Source organism: Alloyangia pacifica, assembly GCF_003111685.1.
Taxonomy (GTDB): domain Bacteria; phylum Pseudomonadota; class Alphaproteobacteria; order Rhodobacterales; family Rhodobacteraceae; genus Salipiger; species Salipiger pacificus_A.
The window spans coordinates 1937895-1957253 of sequence record NZ_CP022189.1; the positions used below are offsets into that span (position 1 = coordinate 1937895).

General features: G+C 66.2%; 21 protein-coding genes. 6 read left to right on the forward strand and 15 right to left on the reverse strand.

All coding sequences use genetic code 11. The features are described from left to right. The first annotated feature begins 1 nt into the window (after position 1). Positions 2-1819, forward strand: coding sequence for a glutamine--fructose-6-phosphate transaminase (isomerizing) (glmS, locus tag CEW88_RS09315; RefSeq protein WP_108966177.1), 1818 nt, complete (start codon positions 2-4; stop codon positions 1817-1819). A 129-nt stretch (positions 1820-1948) separates the two neighbouring features. On the opposite strand, the gene CEW88_RS09320 is transcribed toward glmS, so the two are convergent. From CEW88_RS09320 to CEW88_RS09370, 11 genes are all read right to left on the reverse strand, one after another. Beyond that, positions 1949-3169, reverse strand: coding sequence for a cysteine desulfurase (locus CEW88_RS09320; RefSeq protein ID WP_108966179.1), 1221 nt, complete (start codon positions 3167-3169; stop codon positions 1949-1951). Continuing rightward, complete coding sequence (locus CEW88_RS09325) at positions 3162-3779, reverse strand: YIP1 family protein (protein WP_254694378.1); 618 nt, start codon at positions 3777-3779, stop codon at positions 3162-3164. The genes CEW88_RS09320 and CEW88_RS09325 overlap by 8 nt, the downstream gene beginning before the upstream one ends. Then, positions 3740-4249, reverse strand: a complete 510-nt coding sequence (locus tag CEW88_RS09330; RefSeq protein ID WP_108966182.1) for a YIP1 family protein — start codon at positions 4247-4249, stop codon at positions 3740-3742. Before CEW88_RS09330 ends, CEW88_RS09325 begins: the two co-directional genes overlap by 40 nt. Then, on the reverse strand, positions 4249-5529 hold the full coding sequence (locus CEW88_RS09335) for a SufB/SufD family protein (RefSeq protein ID WP_108966184.1): 1281 nt from the start codon (positions 5527-5529) through the stop codon (positions 4249-4251). Before CEW88_RS09335 ends, CEW88_RS09330 begins: the two co-directional genes overlap by 1 nt. Next, a complete protein-coding gene (sufC, locus tag CEW88_RS09340) occupies positions 5529-6284 on the reverse strand; it encodes a Fe-S cluster assembly ATPase SufC (protein WP_108966186.1) in 756 nt (251 codons plus the stop codon). The genes CEW88_RS09335 and sufC overlap by 1 nt, the downstream gene beginning before the upstream one ends. Positions 6285-6308: 24 nt before the next feature. After that, on the reverse strand, positions 6309-6905 hold the full coding sequence (locus CEW88_RS09345; RefSeq protein WP_108966188.1) for a hypothetical protein: 597 nt from the start codon (positions 6903-6905) through the stop codon (positions 6309-6311). Further along, positions 6902-7219: a heavy metal-binding domain-containing protein gene (locus CEW88_RS09350; protein ID WP_108966190.1), complete on the reverse strand. Its 318-nt coding sequence runs from the start codon at positions 7217-7219 to the stop codon at positions 6902-6904. The genes CEW88_RS09345 and CEW88_RS09350 overlap by 4 nt, the downstream gene beginning before the upstream one ends. A gap of 10 nt (positions 7220-7229) precedes the next feature. Then, positions 7230-7424 (reverse strand): hypothetical protein, encoded by a 195-nt coding sequence (locus CEW88_RS09355; protein WP_108966192.1) that lies wholly within the window; start codon positions 7422-7424, stop codon positions 7230-7232. Between the two features lie 23 nt (positions 7425-7447). After that, positions 7448-8968, reverse strand: coding sequence for a Fe-S cluster assembly protein SufB (sufB, locus tag CEW88_RS09360; protein WP_108966194.1), 1521 nt, complete (start codon positions 8966-8968; stop codon positions 7448-7450). Positions 8969-9038: 70 nt separating this feature from the next. Beyond that, entirely contained in the window at positions 9039-10082 is a 1044-nt protein-coding gene (locus CEW88_RS09365; protein ID WP_108966196.1) for a cysteine desulfurase family protein, read from the reverse strand. A 45-nt stretch (positions 10083-10127) separates the two neighbouring features. Next, positions 10128-10640 carry an Rrf2 family transcriptional regulator gene (locus tag CEW88_RS09370; RefSeq protein WP_108966198.1) on the reverse strand — a complete coding sequence of 171 codons (513 nt, stop codon included), beginning with the start codon at positions 10638-10640 and terminating at the stop codon, positions 10128-10130. Between the two features lie 168 nt (positions 10641-10808). Here CEW88_RS09370 and CEW88_RS09375 point away from each other — a divergent pair, with 168 nt between their 5' ends. The 3 genes from CEW88_RS09375 (at position 10809) to CEW88_RS09385 (ending at position 12409) form a co-directional block, all read left to right on the forward strand. Next, on the forward strand, positions 10809-11462 hold the full coding sequence (locus tag CEW88_RS09375; RefSeq protein WP_108966200.1) for an alpha/beta hydrolase: 654 nt from the start codon (positions 10809-10811) through the stop codon (positions 11460-11462). 99 nt (positions 11463-11561) lie between these two features. After that, complete coding sequence (locus CEW88_RS09380; RefSeq protein WP_108966202.1) at positions 11562-11813, forward strand: hypothetical protein; 252 nt, start codon at positions 11562-11564, stop codon at positions 11811-11813. Then, a complete protein-coding gene (locus tag CEW88_RS09385) occupies positions 11810-12409 on the forward strand; it encodes an HD domain-containing protein (RefSeq protein ID WP_108966204.1) in 600 nt (199 codons plus the stop codon). The genes CEW88_RS09380 and CEW88_RS09385 overlap by 4 nt, the downstream gene beginning before the upstream one ends. Positions 12410-12518: 109 nt before the next feature. Here the strand turns inward: CEW88_RS09385 and lpdA are convergent, their stop codons facing one another. From lpdA to CEW88_RS09400, 3 genes are all read right to left on the reverse strand, one after another. Continuing rightward, complete coding sequence (gene lpdA / locus CEW88_RS09390; RefSeq protein ID WP_108966206.1) at positions 12519-13913, reverse strand: dihydrolipoyl dehydrogenase; 1395 nt, start codon at positions 13911-13913, stop codon at positions 12519-12521. Positions 13914-14147: 234 nt separating this feature from the next. Continuing rightward, on the reverse strand, positions 14148-14732 hold the full coding sequence (locus CEW88_RS09395) for a DUF924 family protein (RefSeq protein WP_108966208.1): 585 nt from the start codon (positions 14730-14732) through the stop codon (positions 14148-14150). A 130-nt stretch (positions 14733-14862) separates the two neighbouring features. Continuing rightward, positions 14863-16164, reverse strand: a complete 1302-nt coding sequence (locus CEW88_RS09400; RefSeq protein WP_108966210.1) for an MFS transporter — start codon at positions 16162-16164, stop codon at positions 14863-14865. A gap of 390 nt (positions 16165-16554) precedes the next feature. Between CEW88_RS09400 and CEW88_RS09405 the strand changes: the two genes are divergently transcribed. Together CEW88_RS09405 and CEW88_RS09410 are read left to right on the forward strand one after the other, a co-directional pair. Then, positions 16555-17004, forward strand: a complete 450-nt coding sequence (locus CEW88_RS09405) for a TadE/TadG family type IV pilus assembly protein (RefSeq protein WP_108966212.1) — start codon at positions 16555-16557, stop codon at positions 17002-17004. Then, a complete protein-coding gene (locus CEW88_RS09410; RefSeq protein WP_108966215.1) occupies positions 17004-18296 on the forward strand; it encodes a pilus assembly protein TadG-related protein in 1293 nt (430 codons plus the stop codon). The genes CEW88_RS09405 and CEW88_RS09410 overlap by 1 nt, the downstream gene beginning before the upstream one ends. An 8-nt stretch (positions 18297-18304) precedes the next feature. Here the strand turns inward: CEW88_RS09410 and queA are convergent, their stop codons facing one another. Beyond that, positions 18305-19354: a tRNA preQ1(34) S-adenosylmethionine ribosyltransferase-isomerase QueA gene (queA, locus tag CEW88_RS09415; protein ID WP_108966217.1), complete on the reverse strand. Its 1050-nt coding sequence runs from the start codon at positions 19352-19354 to the stop codon at positions 18305-18307. Between the last annotated feature and the right edge of the window lie 5 nt (positions 19355-19359).

A 19359-nucleotide genomic window follows, 5' to 3' on the forward strand; every position in this document is an offset into this window, starting at 1 on the left:
CATGTGCGGAATCGTCGGCGTCCTGGGCAAGCACGAGGTTGCCCCCATGCTGGTCGAGGCGCTGAAACGCCTCGAGTACCGCGGTTATGACAGCGCGGGCATCGCCACGGTGAACGGCGGCCTGCTCGACCGCCGCCGCGCCGTCGGCAAACTGGTGAACCTGCAGGATCTGCTGGTGCACGACCCGCTCGCGGGCAAGGCGGGCATCGGCCACACCCGCTGGGCCACCCATGGCGCCCCGACCGAGCGCAACGCGCACCCGCACCGCGCGGGCAAGGTCTCGGTCGTGCACAACGGCATCATCGAGAACTTCCGCGAACTGCGCGCCGAGTTGGCCGATCAGGGCCTCGCCCCCGAGACCGAGACCGACACCGAGACCGTCGCCATGCTGGTCTCGCACTACCTCGCCAGCGGCCTCGGCCCGGTCGAGGCGGCGTCGAAGGCGCTCGGACGGCTGGAGGGGGCCTTTGCCCTGGCCTTCCTCTTCGACGGCGAGGAAGACCTCATCGTCGCCGCCCGCAAGGGCTCGCCGCTGGCCATCGGCCACGGTGACGGCGAGATGTTCGTGGGCAGCGACGCCATCGCGCTCGCCCCGATGACCGACCGCATCACCTACCTCGAAGAGGGTGACTGGGCCGTGGTCACCCGCGCCGGTGCCGAAATCTTCGACGAGTCCGGGGCGCCGGTGGCGCGCGAGGAGAAACGCGTACGGCTCGACCAGACGCAGGTCGACAAGGCCGGCTACAAGCACTTCATGGCCAAGGAGATCGCCCAGCAGCCGACCGTGCTGGCCGAGGCGCTGGGGGCCTACCTGAAGGGCGACGAGATCGTCCTGCCCTCCCCGGGCCTCGATTTCGCCGAGGTCGACCGGCTGGTGCTGGTCGCCTGCGGCACGGCCTATTACGCTTGCCTCACAGCCAAATACTGGTTCGAGAAGCTCGCCCGCATTCCGGTGGAGGTCGATATCGCCTCGGAGTTCCGCTACCGCGAGCCCCCCGTCACCAAGGGCACCGTCGCGCTCTTCGTCAGCCAGTCGGGCGAGACCGCCGACACGCTGGCTGCGCTGCGCTACTGCGCGGGACGGGCAGACCGGATCGTCTCGGTGGTCAATGTCGAGACCTCGACCATCGCCCGTGAAAGCGATCTGGCGCTGCCGATCCACGCCGGCGTCGAGGTCGGTGTCGCCTCGACCAAGGCCTTCACCTGCCAGCTCAACGTGCTCTTGCTGCTCGCCATCAAGGCGGCCGAGGCGCGCGGGCACATGGAAGCTGCCGAGAAGTCCGAGCTGCTGGCGCAGCTCCGCGCCCTGCCGGGCCTCTTCAACGCGGCGCTCGACCGCGACGGCGCCATCGCGGACGCCGCGCGGAAGATCTCCGAGGCCCGCGACGTGCTCTTCCTCGGCCGCGGCATGATGTATCCGCTGGCGCTCGAAGGCGCGCTGAAGCTGAAGGAAATCAGCTATATCCACGCCGAGGCCTACGCGAGCGGAGAGCTGAAACACGGGCCCATCGCGCTGATCGACAAATCGGTACCGGTGATCGTCATGGCACCGCGCGACGGGCTCTTCGACAAGACCGTCTCGAACATGCAGGAGGTCATGGCCCGCGGCGGCAAGGTCTGCCTGATCTCGGACGCGCGCGGCATCGAGGAGGCCGGGGACGGCATCTGGCAGAGCATCACCTTGCCCGAGGTGGACGAGCGCCTCGCGCCGCTCCTCTATGCCCTGCCCGCGCAGCTGCTGGCCTACCACGCCGCCATTGCCAAGGGCACCGATGTGGACCAGCCGCGCAACCTCGCGAAATCCGTGACGGTGGAATAACCCGCCCCGCCCGCTGCGCGAACCGCCACGGGACATTGAGACCAAAAAGATAGCCCCGGACGTCTGCGCGACGTCTGGGGCTTTCTCTCTTTTCGAATTCGCAAATCCGGCGGCGGAGCCGGGTAAGGCTCAGGCGAAGAGCTCGTGGGCCAGTTCCAAGGCCTCGACCAGCGTGTCGACCTCGGCCTCGGTGTTGTAGAGGCCGAAAGAGGCGCGGCAGGTCGCTGTGACGCCGAGGTGATCCATCAGCGGGCCGGCGCAATGGTGCCCGGCGCGCACCGCGACGCCCTTCTTATCGAGGATCGTCGAGATGTCATGCGCATGCGCCGCGCCGTCGAGCGTAAAGGAGAAGATCGCCGCCTTGCCGGGCGTGGTGCCCTGCAGGTTGAGCCAGTTCAGCCCCTGCAGCTTCGATGCGGCGTAATTGGCGAGCTTCGCCTCGTGGGCGGCGATGTTTTCCATGCCGAGGCCCATCATATACTCCAGCGCCACGCCAAGGCCGATCTGCGGCACGATGCCGGGCGTTCCCGCCTCGAACTTCATCGGCGGCTCGGCATAGGTGATGCTGTCCTTGTGGACCTCGCGGATCATGTCGCCGCCGCCCATGAAGGGGCGCATCTCACCCTGGCGTTCGCGGCGGATCCAGATCGCGCCGGAGCCCGAGGGGCCATAGAGCTTGTGGCCGGTGATTGCGTAGAAATCGCAGCCCAGCTCCTCGACGTTGACGGGCATGTGCACCGCGCCCTGTGAGCCGTCGACCAGCACCGGCACACCCTTCTCGCGCGCACCTGCCGAGATCGCCTTGATATCGACCACCGTGCCCAGCACGTTCGACACCTGCGTGACCGCGATCAGCTTGGTCTTCGGCGTGATCGCGTCCAGCACCGCCTGCGGATCGAGCGTGCCGGTGGCGTCCACGTCGACCCATTTGATCACCACGCCCTGCCGCTCGCGCAGGAAGTGCCAGGGCACGATATTCGCGTGATGCTCCATGACCGACAGGATGATCTCGTCCCCGGCCTCCATGCGGGGCATGGCCCAGCCGTAGGCGACGAGGTTGATGCCCATGGTCGAGCCGTTGGTGAAGACCACCTCTTCCTCGTCCCGCGCGCCGAGGAAGCGCGCGATGGTGCCGCGCACGCCCTCGTATTTCTCGGTGGCGAGGTTCGACAGGTAGTGAAGCCCGCGGTGGACGTTGGAATATTCCTCGGCATAGCCACGGGTCACCGCGTCGATCACCACCTGCGGCTTCTGCGCCGAGGCACCATTGTCGAGATAGACCAGCGGCTTGCCGTTCACCTCGCGGGAGAGGATCGGAAAATCCTCGCGGATTTGTTGCACGTCATACATAGCTTGCCATCCCGTTCGGCATTCCCCCCATCAGGGAGGCGATCATCATCAGCGCCGCGAGCAGCGCCAGGGTCGCGAGTATCAGCACCAGCAGCGCCTTTAAAGGGCTGCCGAAACCATGCGCCTCGTCGAGGAAGGCGACCAGGATCCAGAGCCCCACGCAGAGCGCCACAAGCACCAGCAGCGCCGCCAGCCCGCCCGAGACCGCGCCGATCAGCGCCACCCCGAGTTGCGCCAGCGCCCGCAGCCCCTGCAGCCAGATCAGCAGCACGGCCACATCCTCGAGCCGCGCAGTGCCGCCGAAGCTGCGCCCGGCCCATGTCAGCGTGACGATCGAGCCCGCCAGCATCACGGCCAGCAAAAGCCCCATCGGCACGGGCATCAGCCCGCCCACCGGGCCCAGCTCGCCGCCGAGCTGCATCAGCCCGACCAGCAGCGCATTCAGCGCCACGACCAGGCCGAAGCCGGTCAGCAGCGCCTCGCGCGACAGATGCAGGCCCAGCAGCATCCGCGCCACCTCGCGCGGGGCGGTGACGGTCTGCCAGGCCAGCGAAAGAAGACCCGCCACGGTCATCCGGCGGGCCGTTCGGCCATCCGGTCCCCGGGCCATTCCGCAGCCCTGAGGCCGCCGATCCAGAACCATAGGAAGACCGCGCACCACAGCAGCCCCACCAGCGAGAGCTGCAGACCCTCGCCGACAAACCCCGCCACTAGCCCGTTGAGCAGCGCCAGCGGGCTTGCCGCCAGCAGCGCCCAGAACAGCGCCAGCCGCGCGCCGTAGCCAGTTCCCCGGCCGCGGAAGAGCTTGGCAACGAGGTGGCTCAGCGCCGCCAGCACATAGAGCGCAAGCGGCAGGATCACCATGCAGGCCAGCAGCGACGCGCCCATGAGCGGGTTGAGCTCCGTACCTTCAAGATGCGCCTGCCGCGCGAGCGCGGGCATCCGGGCGACGAAGAACATCGCGCAGGCGGCCATGACGAGCATCAACGCCCGGTCCTCTCGGGGGCCCTGCGACAGCAGGCGGCTCATCACCGCGCCCGGCCCCCGGTAGGTGGCGACGATCTCGCGCGAGAGCGACATCAGTCGCGGCGACGGCCCAGCCAGGCCGCGACCAGCTCGTTGATCTCGGTCTGGATGTCCTCGTCCTCAACCTCCTGCACCGCTTCGGCGATGAAGGCGATGGTCAGCAGGTCCTCGGCGGTGCCGCGCGGCACGCCGCGGGCGCGCAGGTAGAACAGACCGTCCTCGTCGATCGCGCCCGAGGTCGACCCATGCGAACACGCCACGTCGTCGGCGTAGATCTCGAGCTCCGGCTTGGCGAGGAACTGGCTGTCCTCGTCCAGAAGCAGCGACTGGCTGATCTGATAGCCGTCGGTCTTCTGTGCGCCGGGCTTGACCAGGATCTTGCCCTGGAAGACGCCGGTCGCGCCGTTGCGCAGCACCTTCTTGAAGATCTGGCGGCTTTCGCAGTTCACCGCGTCGTGGGTGATGAACACCGTGTCGTCATGGTGGAAATCGCCATCCCCCATGCAGGCGCCCGCGACATGCACCGCCGCATCGTCGCCGGTCAGCTCGATCACTGCCTCGTTGCGGGTCAGCACGCCGTTCACCGTGAGGGTGAAGGTCTTGAAGGTGCTCTCGGTGCCGAGCCGGCCGAAGATATGCGTCGCGGCGCGGCGCTCGTGGTCGCGGCCTTGGACCCGGATGTGGTGGAAGCCGGCGCCATCGGCGACGTCAACTTCCATCACCGCGTTGAAGCGCGCGGCGGCGGGGCCGGATTCGAGCAGCGTCACGTCGCCGCCCTCTTCGACCTTCACCACGTGGTGCAGGATTGCATCGGAGCTGTCGCTCTCGTGGCGATAAAGCAGGTGCACGGGCTTTGCGACCTTGCCGGTCACGCGGATCAGCAGGCCATCGGTCGCAAAGGCGGTGTTGAGCGCGGCGAGCGGGCGCTCGACGGGGGTCTGGCCGCTCTGTTCCAGCGTGCCGTAGAGATCCTTGGCCCAGTGGATGTCCGAAGCCTCGGCGAGACGCTCGATGCTCAGCCCTTCGAGCGCCAGATCATCGGAGTCCTCGGCGCTGAACACGCCGTCGACGAAGACCACCTTGAGCCGGTCGCGTTCGCTGAAGACCGGCGCCTCGTCGTCCGCGGCCATCACGGCGGCGGCGGGCGCCTCGACTACGGTCAGCGTGTCGGGGCGGGTGAATTTCCAGTACTCGTCACGGCCGCCGGGCAGGCCCATGGCCTGCACGCGGGCCAGCGCCGCCTCGCGGGCCGGACGCGACCAGCCACCCTCGGGCAGGCTGAGCGCGGCCAGACGCGCGTCGGTCGCGGTCTGCTTGACTTGGGGAAGTGCCATTACGCCTCCTCCTCGATGATGTCCGCATAGCCGTTCTGCTCGACCTCGAGCGCCAGCTCGGGGCCGCCGGTCTTGATGATGCGGCCGTTCGACATGATGTGCACGACATCCGGTTTGATGTGGTCGAGCAGGCGCTGGTAGTGGGTGATCACGAGGAAGGCGCGGCCTTCGTCGCGCAGCGCGTTCACGCCATCGGCGACCAGTTTCATGGCGTCGACGTCGAGGCCGGAGTCGGTCTCGTCGAGGATGCACATCTTCGGCTCGAGCATCGCCATCTGCAGGATCTCGTTGCGCTTCTTCTCACCGCCCGAGAAGCCGACGTTGACCGGGCGCTTGAGCATCTCGGCATCGATCTTCAGCGACTTGGCCTTCTCGCGGATGACCTTGAGGAACTCGGTCGAGGACATCTCTTCCTCGCCGCGGGCCTTGCGCTGCGAATTCACTGCGGTGCGCAGGAAGGTCATGTTGCCGACGCCGGGGATTTCCACCGGGTACTGGAACGCCAGGAAGAGGCCCGCCGCGGCGCGCTCTTCGGGCTCCATCTCGAGGATGTCCTCGCCTTCCAGCAGCGCCTCGCCGCCGGTGACCTCGTAGCCGTCCTTGCCCGACAGGACGTAGGACAGGGTCGACTTGCCCGAGCCGTTCGGGCCCATGATCGCATGCACCTTGCCCGCTTCGACGGTCAGGTCCACACCCTTGAGGATCTGCTTGTCCTCTTCTTCCAGCTTCACCTGAAGGTTCTTGATTTCCAGCATAGGTTTCCCTCCTTGGGGGTGCGGTCAGGGCCGCACGGACAGTTTCATGATCCGCAGCAGATCCTTCACCGGGAAGGCCTGAGGGACGATCTCGAACCGGGCCATGCGGCCGGTCATTTGCGGTCGGCCGAGCCAGTGCTCGACCTTGTGATAGTGCGCCCGCGGTGCGTAGTCGTCGAAGAGCAGCACCAGCGGTTTCTCGGTCAGGAAGGCGGCGGCAAGCGCGCAGCCCTCGCGAAAGCGGCCATCCACCAGCACCACGTCCGGCTGGCGGAACTCGGGCAGCTCCCAGACCTTCAGCGGGTACTCCGGGAAGCTGCGCCACTCGATCTCGTCGACCGGGTGGCCCCATTCCTTGGTCGGCCCGATGTCGGACCAGATCACGTCCACCTCGGTCCCCGCGGCGGGCGGGGTCTCGGCGAACCAGCGGCGCATCCCCTGCGCCCAATCCTTGTCCGACTCCACCGTGAAGACGGTCTTGCCGGGCATCTCCGCGGCCAGCACGGTCGAGCCGCCCGAGCCGTATTCGAGGATCACCTCTGCCCGCGCGTACTCGGCGCGCAGCAGCGCCGCCTCCGCCTCGGGCAGGGTCAGCTCGGGCCGAACCAACGCTTCGGTCATGGCGTGATCACCACCGCCGTGCCCGACACCGAGACCATGAGCATCGAGTCGCCCACCACCTCGTAGTCGAGATCGACGCCGACCACCGCATTCGCCCCCAACACCTTTGCGCGCGCTTCGAGCTCGCGCATGGCCACGTCGCGGGCATCCTGCAGCTTGGCCTCATAGGCGCCCGAGCGCCCGCCGATGATGTCGGTCACCCGCGCGAAGAGATCGCGCATCACATTGGCGCCCATGATGGCCTCGCCCACCACGATACCCTTGTAGGCGGTGATGCGGTGGCCCTCGATGGTGTTTGTTGTGGTGACGATCATCGCGCGGCCCTCAACCCAAGAAATAGCGGAAGGCCATCATCACGAGCAGTGCGACCCCGGCGGCCGCGCTCGCGGTGAGCAGCACCGAGCCGCCAAGAAGCCCCTCGGTATTGCCCTTCCGCTTGCGCACGCCAAGGCCGATCAGCACGCCCACAAAGACGCCGATCGCCGCACCGGCGGAGTCGAGTACCAGCTGTTGCAGCATCCGGCGTCTCCCTGCGGCGGGCCTTAGCCCACCGAGCCTTCGAGCGAGATGGCGACGAGCTGCTGGGCTTCCATGGCGAACTCCATGGGCAGCGCCTGCAGCACTTCCTTGCAGAAGCCGTTGACCACCAGGGCCACCGCCTCTTCCTCGTCCATGCCGCGCTGGCGGCAATAGAAGAGCTGATCGTCATCGACTTTCGAGGTGGTCGCCTCGTGCTCGACGCGCGAGGAGTTGTTCTTCACCTCGATGTAGGGAACCGTGTGGGCCCCGCACTTGTCGCCGATCAGCAGACTGTCGCATTGGGTGTAGTTGCGCGAGTTCTTCGCCTTCGGGTGCATCGACACGAGACCGCGATAGGTGTTCTGCGCCACGCCCGCCGAGATACCCTTCGAGACGATCCGGCTCTTGGTGTTCTTGCCAAGGTGGATCATCTTGGTGCCGGTGTCGGCCTGCTGGTGGTTGTTGGCGATGGCGATCGAGTAGAACTCGCCCTGGCTCTCGTTGCCGCGCAGGATGCAGGACGGGTACTTCCAGGTCACGGCCGAGCCGGTCTCGACCTGCGTCCACATCACCTTGGCCCGATCGCCACGGCAGTCGGCCCGCTTGGTGACGAAGTTGTAGATGCCGCCCTTGCCGTTCTCATCGCCGGGGAACCAGTTCTGGACGGTCGAGTATTTCACCTCGGCGTCCTCTTCGACGATGATCTCGACCACGGCCGCGTGCAGCTGCGCGGTGTCGCGCTTCGGCGCGGTGCAGCCCTCGAGGTAGGACACGTAGGAGCCCTTGTCGGCGATGATCAGCGTCCGCTCGAACTGGCCGGTGTTCTCGGCGTTGATGCGGAAGTAGGTCGACAGCTCCATCGGGCAGCGCACGCCCGGCGGCACGTAGACGAAGGAGCCATCCGAGAAGACCGCCGAGTTCAGCGTGGCGTAGAAGTTGTCCGACACCGGCACGACCGAGCCGAGGTACTTCTTGACCAGCTCCGGGTGCTTCTTGATGGCCTCGGAGATCGAACAGAAGATCACGCCTGCCTTCTCGAGTTCCTTCTGGAAGGTGGTGCCCACGGAAACCGAGTCAAAGACCGCGTCCACGGCGACCTTGCGGCCCTCGGCAGGCGCGTCCTCGGCACCCTCGACACCGGCGAGGATCATCTGTTCCTTGAGCGGAATGCCGAGCTTCTCATAGGTTGCCAGCAGCTTGGGATCGACCTCGTCCAGCGACTGCGGTTTGGTCTCGAAGCTCTTCGGCCGGGCGTAGTAGTACTGCTTCTGGAAGTCGATCTTGGGATAGTCGACCATCGCCCAGGTGGGCTCTTCCTTGCTCAGCCAGCGGCGGTAGGCCTCGAGGCGCCACTCGGTCATCCACTCGGGCTCTTCGTTCTTTTCCGAGATCAGACGCACGATGTCCTCATTGAGGCCCATCGGCGCGTATTCCATCTCGATGTCGGTGTCCCAGCCGTACTTGTAGGTCGAGACGGCCTCGACCGCGTCCACGGTCTCCTGCTCGACACCTTCCTTCACGGTGATATTGTCAAAAGCTGCCATCAGCCTTTATCTCCTGTCGTCCCGGGGCAAGCGCCGCGCGCCGCCCTGCGTTTCCGGTGACGCGCGCGGCTCAGAGCACGGGCGCGTATTTCTTCCGATACTGACGTGCCCAGGCTTCAGCAAAGCGCAGCACGTCTTCTTCCCGTGTCGTCGGGCCCAGGCTCACGCGGATCGCGCAGCCGGCCACGTCGTCGTCAAAACCCATTGCCCGCAGCACGCGGGAGGCGCGGACCTTGCCGCTGGAACAGGCCGACCCCGCCGAAATCGCGAAACCGGCAAGGTCCATCTGCATCACCTGCGTCTCACCCTTCCAGCCCGGCAGGGCGAAGCAGGAAGTGTTCGGCAGGCGCGGCGCACCATTCCCGACAAAAATAGTCTCTGGCGCGGCAGCCGCAATAGCGTTCTCTAGAATAGTTCTAAGTTTTTCGATTCCTGTCCATACGTCATCGGCCAGATCGCGCGCGGCTGCCTCTGCGGCCGCGCCAAATCCCGCTATGCCGATCAGGTTCTCGGTCCCGGCGCGGCGCCCCATCTCCTGACCGCCGCCCTTCATCTGCGGCGGCAGGTCTGTGCCGCGCTTCATCACCAGCGCGCCGACTCCCTTGGGCCCGCCGAGCTTGTGCGCAGAGACGATGGCCATCTGGGCGCCTGTCCAGTTGAAGGCGAAGGGCAACTTGCCGAAGACCTGCGTGGCATCAATCACCGCGAGGCCCTGCGGCAGATCCTGTACCACGCCGGTTTCGGAGTTCGCCGCCTGCAGCGCGGTGCTCGCGGGGTCGCGCACGGTCACCCGCCCCTGCCCGTCCACCGGCAGATCGCAGGTCAGCCAGGCGGCCATCGCATCATGCTCAATGTCTGCGCCCTGCAGCCCGCGCCCGGCGCAGGCCAGGGCCGCGGCCTCGGTGGCGCCCGAAACGAAGACCACGTCGGCGCCGTCGGCGCCAAGCGCCGAGGCGACCTGCGCCCGCGCCTTTTCCATCAGCCCCTTGGCCGCGCGCCCCTCGGCGTGGACCGACGAGGGGTTCCCCACCAGATCCATCGCCGCGATCATCGCGTCTTTTGCCTCGGAGCGCAGCGGCGCCGTGGCATTCCAGTCGAGATAGGCCCGCGTCACGCCGCCCCCTCTTTCATAGTGTCCAGGTTTCACGCCGGCTCGGGATCATATCTCGTCCGAGAGAATATCCTCGACCTCTTCCCGCTCCTCGTCAGAGACCGGCTCGTCGACGATGGCAAAGAGCGACGGCACCGCCGGACAGGGTGCCAGCGCATTGCCGACCACATCCGAGAGCCGCGCCTGATGCAGGTACACATAGACATGCGCCGATAGTGACTGCCAGAGCCGGTTCGACAGAGACTGCGCCCGGCTGCCCGAGGCCCCACCCGACGCGCCCGCACCCTTGTGCATCGCGTCAACGGTCTCGTCGACCGCCGCCAGCACGTCGACCACGCGGATCTCGTCGGGCGTGCGCGCCAGGCGATAGCCGCCGCCGGGTCCGCGCACCGAGGCCACCAGCCCCGCGCGTCGCAGCTTGACGAAGAGTTGCTCGAGATACGGCAGGGAAATGTCCTGGCGCCGCGAGATGTCTCCCAGCGTCACCAGCTCTCCCTCCGGCTGGAGGGCGATGTCGACCAGCGCGACCATCGCGTAACGCCCCTTGGTGCTCAGCTTCACGCTTGCCTCCCGGGCACCTTCGCGCCCAACCGATTGACCTTGACCGGGCAATTGCATATCTGCAATCAAGCCCTCTCCCGTGCCCGCACGGGATTTAGAAACGTTCTAAAGTGCCGCAGAAATTTCGTCAACAATTTCGCGCACACCGATCAGGAGCACTTCCGCCCGATGCCCGAGGTCATATTTCCCGGACCCGAAGGCCGCCTCGAAGGCCGCTATCATCCGCAGAAAGACAACGACGCCCCCATTGCCATCGTCCTGCACCCGCATCCGCAGTTCGGCGGGACGATGAACAACAAGGTCGTCTATAACCTTCACTACGCGTTCTACAACATGGGATTCACCGTGCTGCGGTTCAACTTCCGTGGCGTGGGGCGCAGTCAGGGCGAATACGACCAGGGCATCGGCGAGCTTTCCGACGCCGCCTCGGCGCTCGACTACCTGCAGTCGATGAACAACAACTCCAAGCACTGCTGGGTCGCCGGGTTCTCCTTTGGCGCCTGGATCGGCATGCAGCTTCTGATGCGCCGCCCCGAGATCACCGGCTTCGTCTCGGTCTCGCCGCCGGCCAACATGTACGACTTCTCATTCCTCGCGCCCTGCCCCTCCTCTGGGCTGATCATCAATGGCACCAATGACCGCGTGGCCCCGCCCGCGGACACGACGACGCTGGTGAACAAGCTCAAGGAGCAGAAGGGCATCACCATCACCCACGATCAGGTCGAGGGCGCCGGGCACTTCTTCGAAGAGCCGCACATGGAGACGATGATCGACAGCGTCACCGGCTACGTGAAGCGCCGCCTGACCGAGACCAGCCGCTGAAACAGCCCAAAGGCCGGCCTCGCGCCGGCCTTTGCATGTCCGTCGCCCGCCCTGGCTGACCTCCGAAAACCCTAGACCGCACGACCGGGAGGAGTGCCCATGAACCTCACCCAGGAGCTGGCCGACAAGCTGGCCGAGGACACGTTCAAGGTGATGAAGCTCACCGGCGACGAACGCTTCTTCATGGAGGTGGCCAAAGTCATCGGTGCCTCCTCCACCACGCTCGAGGAAGCCTATCTCACCTCGATCCGCGTCCGCCTCGCCGAGCGCCGGGCACGGGCCTTCCTCGTCGAGCGGCTGAATGCCGCCAAGGCCGGCGGCACCAACATCCCCGAGGAGCCGCAGGAATGACCCCCGACGGCCAGACCAACCGCCTTGATGCACAGATGGCCTTCCTCATCGAGGCGGGCCGCCTCTCGGCGGTCACCCGCGCCACCAAGACATCGGACGGCGCCCGCTTCGAGAACTCTGCCGAGCACAGCTGGCACCTTGCGCTCTTCGCGCTGGTGCTGGGAGAGCATGCTCCAGAGGGCGTCACCATCGAGCGCGTCATCAAGATGCTGCTGCTGCATGATCTGGTGGAGATCGACGCCGGAGACAACCCGTTCTTCGGCGAGGTCGACGAGGCCGCCAAGGAGGCCGAGGAAGCCGCCGCCGCCGACCGGCTCTTCGGCCTGCTGCCCGCCGACCAGGGCGCCGCGCTGCGCGCGCTCTGGGACGAATTCGAGGCCAACGAGACGCCCGACGCGCGCTTCGCCAAGTCGGTAGACCGCTTCCAGCCGCCCAACATGAACCTCGTCACGGAGGGCGGCTCCTGGGTGGACTACAAGGTCACCTGGCCGGTGTTCGAGAAGAAGATGGCGCCGAAGATCCAAAGCGGCGCCCCGAAGCTCTGGGACTGGCTGGCGCCGAAGGTCGAAGCTTTCCTCGCGCGGCTCTCGCACTGATACCTCGCGCGGCCGGGGGCTGAGCCCCCTCACCGGCCCCAAGTGTCGACTCGCCATAAAAAAGGGCGCCGCAAGGGCGCCCTTTCGTGCTTTTGACCCTGCCACGCCCTCAGTAATGGATCACGCGGCCGTAGGCGTCGAGCACGCTCTCGTGCATCATTTCCGACAGCGTCGGGTGCGGGAAGACCGTGTTCATCAGATCCTCTTCGGTGGTCTCGAGCTGGCGGCCCACGACGTAGCCCTGGATCAGCTCGGTCACTTCCGCGCCGACCATATGCGCGCCCAGAAGCTCGCCGGTCTTTTCGTCGAAGATCGTCTTGACCAGGCCTTCGGGCTCGCCGAGCGCGATCGCCTTGCCATTGCCGATGAAGGGGAAGCGACCGACCTTGATCTTGTAGCCGGCTTCCTTGGCCTTGGCTTCCGTCAGGCCCACCGAGGCGACCTGCGGGTGGCAGTAGGTGCAACCGGCGATGGACGAGGGCTCGACCGCGTGCGGATGGCCGCCGGCGATGAGTTCGGCCACCATCACGCCCTCGTGGCTGGCTTTATGCGCCAGCCAGGGCGCGCCGGCGATGTCGCCGATGGCGTAGACGCCCTCGATGCCCGTGCGGCAATGCTTGTCGACCACCACATGGGTGCGCTCGACCTTCACGCCAAGCGCCTCGAGGCCCAGCCCCTCGGTGTTGCCGACGATGCCGACCGCCGAGATCACCGTGTCGAACTCTTCCTTGGTCACCTTGCCGTTCTGCTCGATATGCGCGGTGACCTTGCCCTTGGCGCGGTCGAGCTGCTTGACCATGGTCTTCTCGCGGATGGTCATGCCCTGCTTCTCGAACTGCTTCTTGGCGAATTTCGAGATCTCCTCATCCTCCACCGGCAGGATTCGGTCCATCACCTCGACCACCGTCGTGTCGGCGCCGAGCGTGTTGTAGAAGCTGGCGAACTCGATGCCGATGGCGCCCGAGCCGATGACGAGCAGCTTCTTGGGCATGCGGCTCGGCACCAGCGCGTGCTTGTAGGTCCAGACGCTCTCGCCGTCGGCCTCGAGGCCGGGCAGCTCGCGGGCACGGGCGCCAGTGGCAATCACGATGTTCTTCGCCGTCAGCTCCTCGGTGCCCTTGTCCGTCTTGACGGTGACCTTGCCCTTTGCGGGGATGGTCGCCTCGCCCATGAAGGCGGTGACCTTGTTCTTCTTCAGCAGGTGGGTGACGCCCGAGTTGAGCTGCTTCGCCACGCCGCGCGAGCGCTTGACCACCGCGTCGAGATCGTAACCGATCTTTTCGGCGGTCAGGCCGTACTCCTTGGCGCGCTGCATGAAATGGTAGATTTCCGAGCTGCGCAGCAGCGCCTTGGTCGGAATGCAGCCCCAGTTGAGGCAGATGCCGCCCATGTGCTCGCGCTCCACCACGGCCACCTTCAGGCCGAGCTGCGCGCCGCGGATGGCGGCGACGTAGCCCCCGGGTCCGGCACCGATGACGATCATGTCGAAGCTTTGCGAAGCCATGGCTCTCTCCCGCCGAGTCAAATTAGTTTGATATTAAACCATCCCCCGCGGAGCTTCAACGCCACGCCGCAAGAGAACGCCTTCCGCCCGGTCAGCTAGGGCTCGGCCGGGTCGAGAGCAAGGTGGCTAGCCAGAAGCAAATGCGCAACCCACCGTCGACACCCCGCCAGCAGGCATGCGAAGGGCCCGCGCGATCCGATCGTGCGGGCCCTGCCGAATGTCGTTGCGAGGCGCTCAGGCCGCCTCGACCGTCTGCAGCTTGCGCAGCACCTCGCCGTAGCCGCCACCCTGCAGGTAGCCGCTTTCCGGCGTGGTCGTGGGGCGCGAGAGCGCCTCGTTGCGGGTCGGGAAGCGCCCATACTCGCGGATCACCTCGCGGTGGGCGCGGGCGTGCAGCAGGTTGGAGGCGCCGGTTTCGGGCAGACGCTCCTTCATCAGGCGAATGCAGCGCTCCTGATCGCAAAGATTCTCGGAGTGCATCAGCGGCAGGTAGAAGAACTGCCGAGCGGGCTCGTCGATCTTCACGTCCCAGCCGCGCCAGATTGCCTGCTTCGCCGCCGCCAGTGCGATTGCATCCGCGGAAAAGGCCTTGGCGCTGCCGCGGAACATGTTGCGGGAGAACTGGTCCAGCAGGAGGATATAGGCCAGCGCGCCGCCGGGATAGGTGAGCCAGAGGCCGAACCGTCCCTCCATCGCGCCGTTCCAGGTCTCCTCGAACCGGGAGCGGATCTCGGCGTCCAGCGCCTCGTCCGCCTTGTACCATTGCTCTGCCTCTGTTTCGTCGAGCCAGAATGCCAGAATGTCTTCGGGGGCTTTCATGGTTCCATCCTTACGTGCCGCTCCGCTGTCACTAAAAGGTTACACGCGCCCCTGCCGCAAGGCGAAGTCACAAATTCTGTCAATTGCGACATTCCCTGGTTCCTTGATGCAACGCTCAGAAAATGGGCACTCAGCGGGAGGTCGGCGCGCCGCTGGCCTCGAGACGCGCGGCCTCCTCGGCTTCCGCCTCGGCTGCCTCCTGCGCCTCGATGGCCACTTCCTGCGCCAGTTCGACCGCGACGGGCGAGGACACCGGGCCCACGGCTGTAACGCTTGCGGCGTCATCCGACTCCGGCGCCGGGCGCCGGGTCATGCGCCAGCCGGCATAGGCGGTGAGCCCCAGCATCAGCGCCGCGATCAGCACGAAGAAGCCGCCCGGCCCCATGGTCTCCATCGCGTAGCCCGAGATCAGCGGGCCGGCGATGGCGCCGAGTCCGTTGATGAACAGCAGCCCCGCCGAGCCCGCCGCCATGCGGTCGGTGCCGAGGTAGTCGTTGGTGTGGGCGATGAGGATCGAGTAGAGCGGGTTGGACGCGCCGCCGATCAGGAAGGCCGCGCCGAGCAGCACGGTGAAGTGACCCGACAGCGAAACCGCCGCCGCCGCGGCGAGTCCCCCGACCAGCGCCACGATCACCACAAGCACGCGTCGGTCCATCCGGTCCGACAGCCAGCCAAGCGGATACTGAGTGACCAGCGCACCGACGTAGAAGGCGGCGACGAAGGTCGAGATCTGCGCCAGCGTCAGCCCCGCCTCGGAGCCGTAGACCGCCGCCATGCCGAACTGCGAGGCGAAGACCCCGCCAAGCAGGAACATGCCGACCATGCCAAGCGGCGAGACGGTGTAGAGCTCGCGCAGGCTCATCGGGCGAGTGGTGTCGAAGGCTGGAGTCGGCGAGATCGACAGCAGAATCGGGGCGAAGGCGATGGAGACCAGCACCGAAGGGATCACGAAGAGCAGGAAGCCCGAAGGGTCGGGCACCAGCAGAAGCATCTGCGCGGCGATGATGCCGACCATCTGCACGATCATGTAGGCCGAGAGCGCCTGGCCGCGGTTCTCGTTCGACGAGGCGTTGTTGAGCCAGCTCTCGGCGGTCACGTAGACGCCGCAGTAGCAAAAGCCGATGATCATGCGCTCGATGGTCCAGACGATGGGATGCGGGAAGGCCGGGTAAAGGATCAGGACCGCCGAGATGAACGAGCCTAGCGCGGCGAAGACCCGCACGTGGCCGACCCGGCGGATCATCCCCGGGGTGACCCGCGACGCCAGCAGGAAGCCGGCGAAGTACCCCGCCATGACCACGGACATGGCAAAGGCCGAGAAGCCGGCGCCACCGCCGCGCACGCCAAGCAGCGAGCCCTGCAGGCCGTTGCCCACCATCAGCAGCATGACCCCGAGCAGCAGCGCCCAGGAGTGTTTCAGAACCTCAGTCATCGGTCAGACCCTTTGTCCCAATCTAGCGCCACGCCCTGGCGCCGATTCTGCCTTTCTCCCTGCCCTGCCTGTCACGCGGCCCATGCGCAAGAGGCTTCGCGAATTGCCCGTATTTTGGGCATGTCGCATCCGGTGGCGAGGTGGCGACCTGAGCGGAATGTGCCCTCAAAGGCGAACGGAAACGGACTGTTTCAATTCCCAGAGCGAAAATAAACTATTTGTTTTGCAACAATTTAACGAAATCCTATTCCGAAAATTCACATCAAATACATATAGGACGACTCACTGCGCGAAGGTTGCCGCAATATCGGCAAGATTCAGTCTAAAATAGACTTCCGGCGGGTCGAGTTTCCCCGCCGAAGGAGGAACCAGTAAAAGGGGGCGCTCGCCATGACGACGCGCACGACGGGTATTGCCAGAACCGGCATGATTTTTCGATTTCCCTGGAAAAACATTGGCGCAAGGAAGTTCGTCCGCGACGAGGAGGGGTCGCTCACGGTCGAGGTCGCAATCTGGGCGCCCGCGATGATTTTCATGCTCGCGCTTGTTTTGGACTTTGCCTTCATGATGGTCCTGAACGCGAGCATGTGGAACGCCGCACGCGAAACCGCACGCGCCGTATCCCTGCACCGGGTGCTGCCCGATCGCGCCGACGACTACCTCAGGGACCGGCTGCTGTTTCGTAATGCGCCCTATCGGATCTCGGTCGAGACCGGCCCCGACGAGGTCGACGCGCGGGTTGCCCTTGCCGGCCCCGAGGCCTCGCTGACCCCTGTCATGGGACGCTACCTCGTCGGGGACCTCAACGCTTCGGTTTCCATGCTGCGGGAGCCGAACTGATGCCCGGCCGCCTCGCGAAGGCGCGCGCCGCCGGGCTCTGGAGAGAAGAAGATGGCGCGGGCACCGTCTACGCGCTGTTTCTGGTGGTTGTCGGCGTGCTCGCAGGCGGCGCGGCGGTGGATTCCGCAAATGCCTGGCGGGTGCGCGAGATCCTGCAGTCGACCGCGGAGGCAGCGGCGCTGAGCGCCGCCATCCGCGCCTCGGAGCCGATCGCGCTCGAAACGCCGCGCGGGGTTGCCGAACGGATCGCCGACGACGGGTTGCGCACGGCCAAGCTCGGGGACGCCTGGCATGACGGCAGCTTCGAGATTGGCCGGCGCGATCCCGAGAGCGGCGTTTTCATTCCCAACCAGACACCGACCGACGCGGTGCGCGTCACGCTCAACCGCGATAGGGTCCACGGCAATCCCGAGCCCCTGCATTTCGTCGGCCTTTTCGGCTATGACCCCTGGAATATCCAGGGACAGGCCGTCGCGCAGTTCCGCACCCGGGGGGCGCTTGATTGCCCGGACCCATTGCTCTCGCTGCAGGCGCGAGCCGATATCTCGGCACTCGATGTTTATATCGGCATCTGCCTCATGGCGAATGCGGGAGTGGGTTACGGCGAAGCACCGCTCTGGCGCACCGAGGAAACCGACAGGCTGATCGACAAGCTGATTTCCCGGGGGATCGAATTGCCCGGTCTCGATCTCTTCGGCCTCGAGACGCTCAGCCAGCACGACCTCGAGGAGGTTGCGCGCACCGCGACGCAGAACATCAATATCCGCGATCTCGATGACGTCGAGGTGATCAGCGACGGCAGCGTCTACATCGACTGCGAGCCCGGCGAAGTGCTCCGGCTGGGGGATGGCTTCGTGGTGGAGAACGCGGCGATCTTCTCCGAGTGCCCGATCAGTTTCGAGGGCGAGGTCTCGCTGCGCGCCAGCCTTGTGGTGACGAACCTGCTTTCGCTGGTGCGCGATCTCGACGAACTTCGGCTGCAGCCCGATAGGGTCCTCACCGGCTCCCCAGCCTGCGCACCCGGCGACGGGGTGAAGGTGCTGCTCTTTGCCGATCTCGATGCGGTGGCGGGCATTCCCGCATTGGTTTCGACGGACTCGCCGCTTGGCCAGTATCTCGACCAGACGGTCGAGGAGACTGGCGGGGTGCTGCACGACACGCTCGGCCTCCTCGGCGGCGTTGTGAACCCGCTAGTGCGCGAGATTTCCGAAATCACCACGGATCTGCAGCTGCTGCCCATCTGCCTCAACGCCACGACCCTGCTGAACGGCGATACGGTCACCCTGCGCTGAGGCCCGAGTCAGGGGATCAGCAGCGAAGCGTCGCCGTAAGAGAAAAACCGGTACCGCTCGGCCAGCGCATGGGCATAGACCCGGTCCATCCGCGCCTTGCCCATGAAGGCGGCGACCAGCATCATCAGGGTCGACTTCGGCAGATGGAAGTTGGTCATCAGCGCGTCGGCGACGTGGAAGTCAAAGCCGGGGTAGATGAAGATATCCGTCACGCCGCGCCAGGGCGCGATCAACCCCGTCCCGCGCGCCGCAGTCTCGATCAGCCGCAGCGCCGTGGTGCCGACGGGAATGACGCGCCCGCCCGCCGCCTTGGTCGCAGCGATCTCGGCGGCGGCGACGTCGGTAACCTCGCCCCATTCGCCGTGCATCTTGTGGGTGGTCACGTCATCGACCTTGACTGGCAGGAAGGTGCCCGCGCCCACGTGCAGCGTCACATGGGTGAACTCCACACCCCTCTCTTTCAGCGCCGCCAGCAGCGGCACGTCGAAGTGCAGCGATGCCGTCGGGGCGGCGACCGCGCCCGAGGCGCGCGCCCAGACGGTCTGGTAGTCTTCCTTGTCCTGCTCGTCCGCGGCGCGCTTGGCGGCGATATAGGGCGGCAACGGCATTGCCCCGGCCTCGGCGAGCGCGGCGTCGAAATCCTCGCCGCTCAGGTTGAAGCGGAACAGCCCCTGCCCCTCCTCGCGCGCCTCGAGTGTCGCCGAAAGCCGCTCTGACAGCACCACCGTCTCGCCCTCGCGCAGCTTCTTCAGCGGCTTGACCAGCGCCGCCCAGAGCCCGTCCGCCCGCGGCTCGAGCAGGGTGATCTCGATACGGGCCTCGGTCTCGCCCTGCGCGCCCGAGCGGTGCCGCAGCCCCGAGAGCCGCGCCGGGATCACCTTGGTGTCGTTCAGCACCAGCCGGTCGCCGGGGCGCAGCCAGTCGGTGAGGTCGCGCACGATGGCGTCGGTGATCGTCTCGCCCTCGGCCACCAGCAGCCGCGCCGAGGAGCGCGGATGCGCCGGGCGCGTGGCGATGAGGTCCTCGGGCAGAGGGAAGTCGAAATCGGAAAGCTGCATAGGTC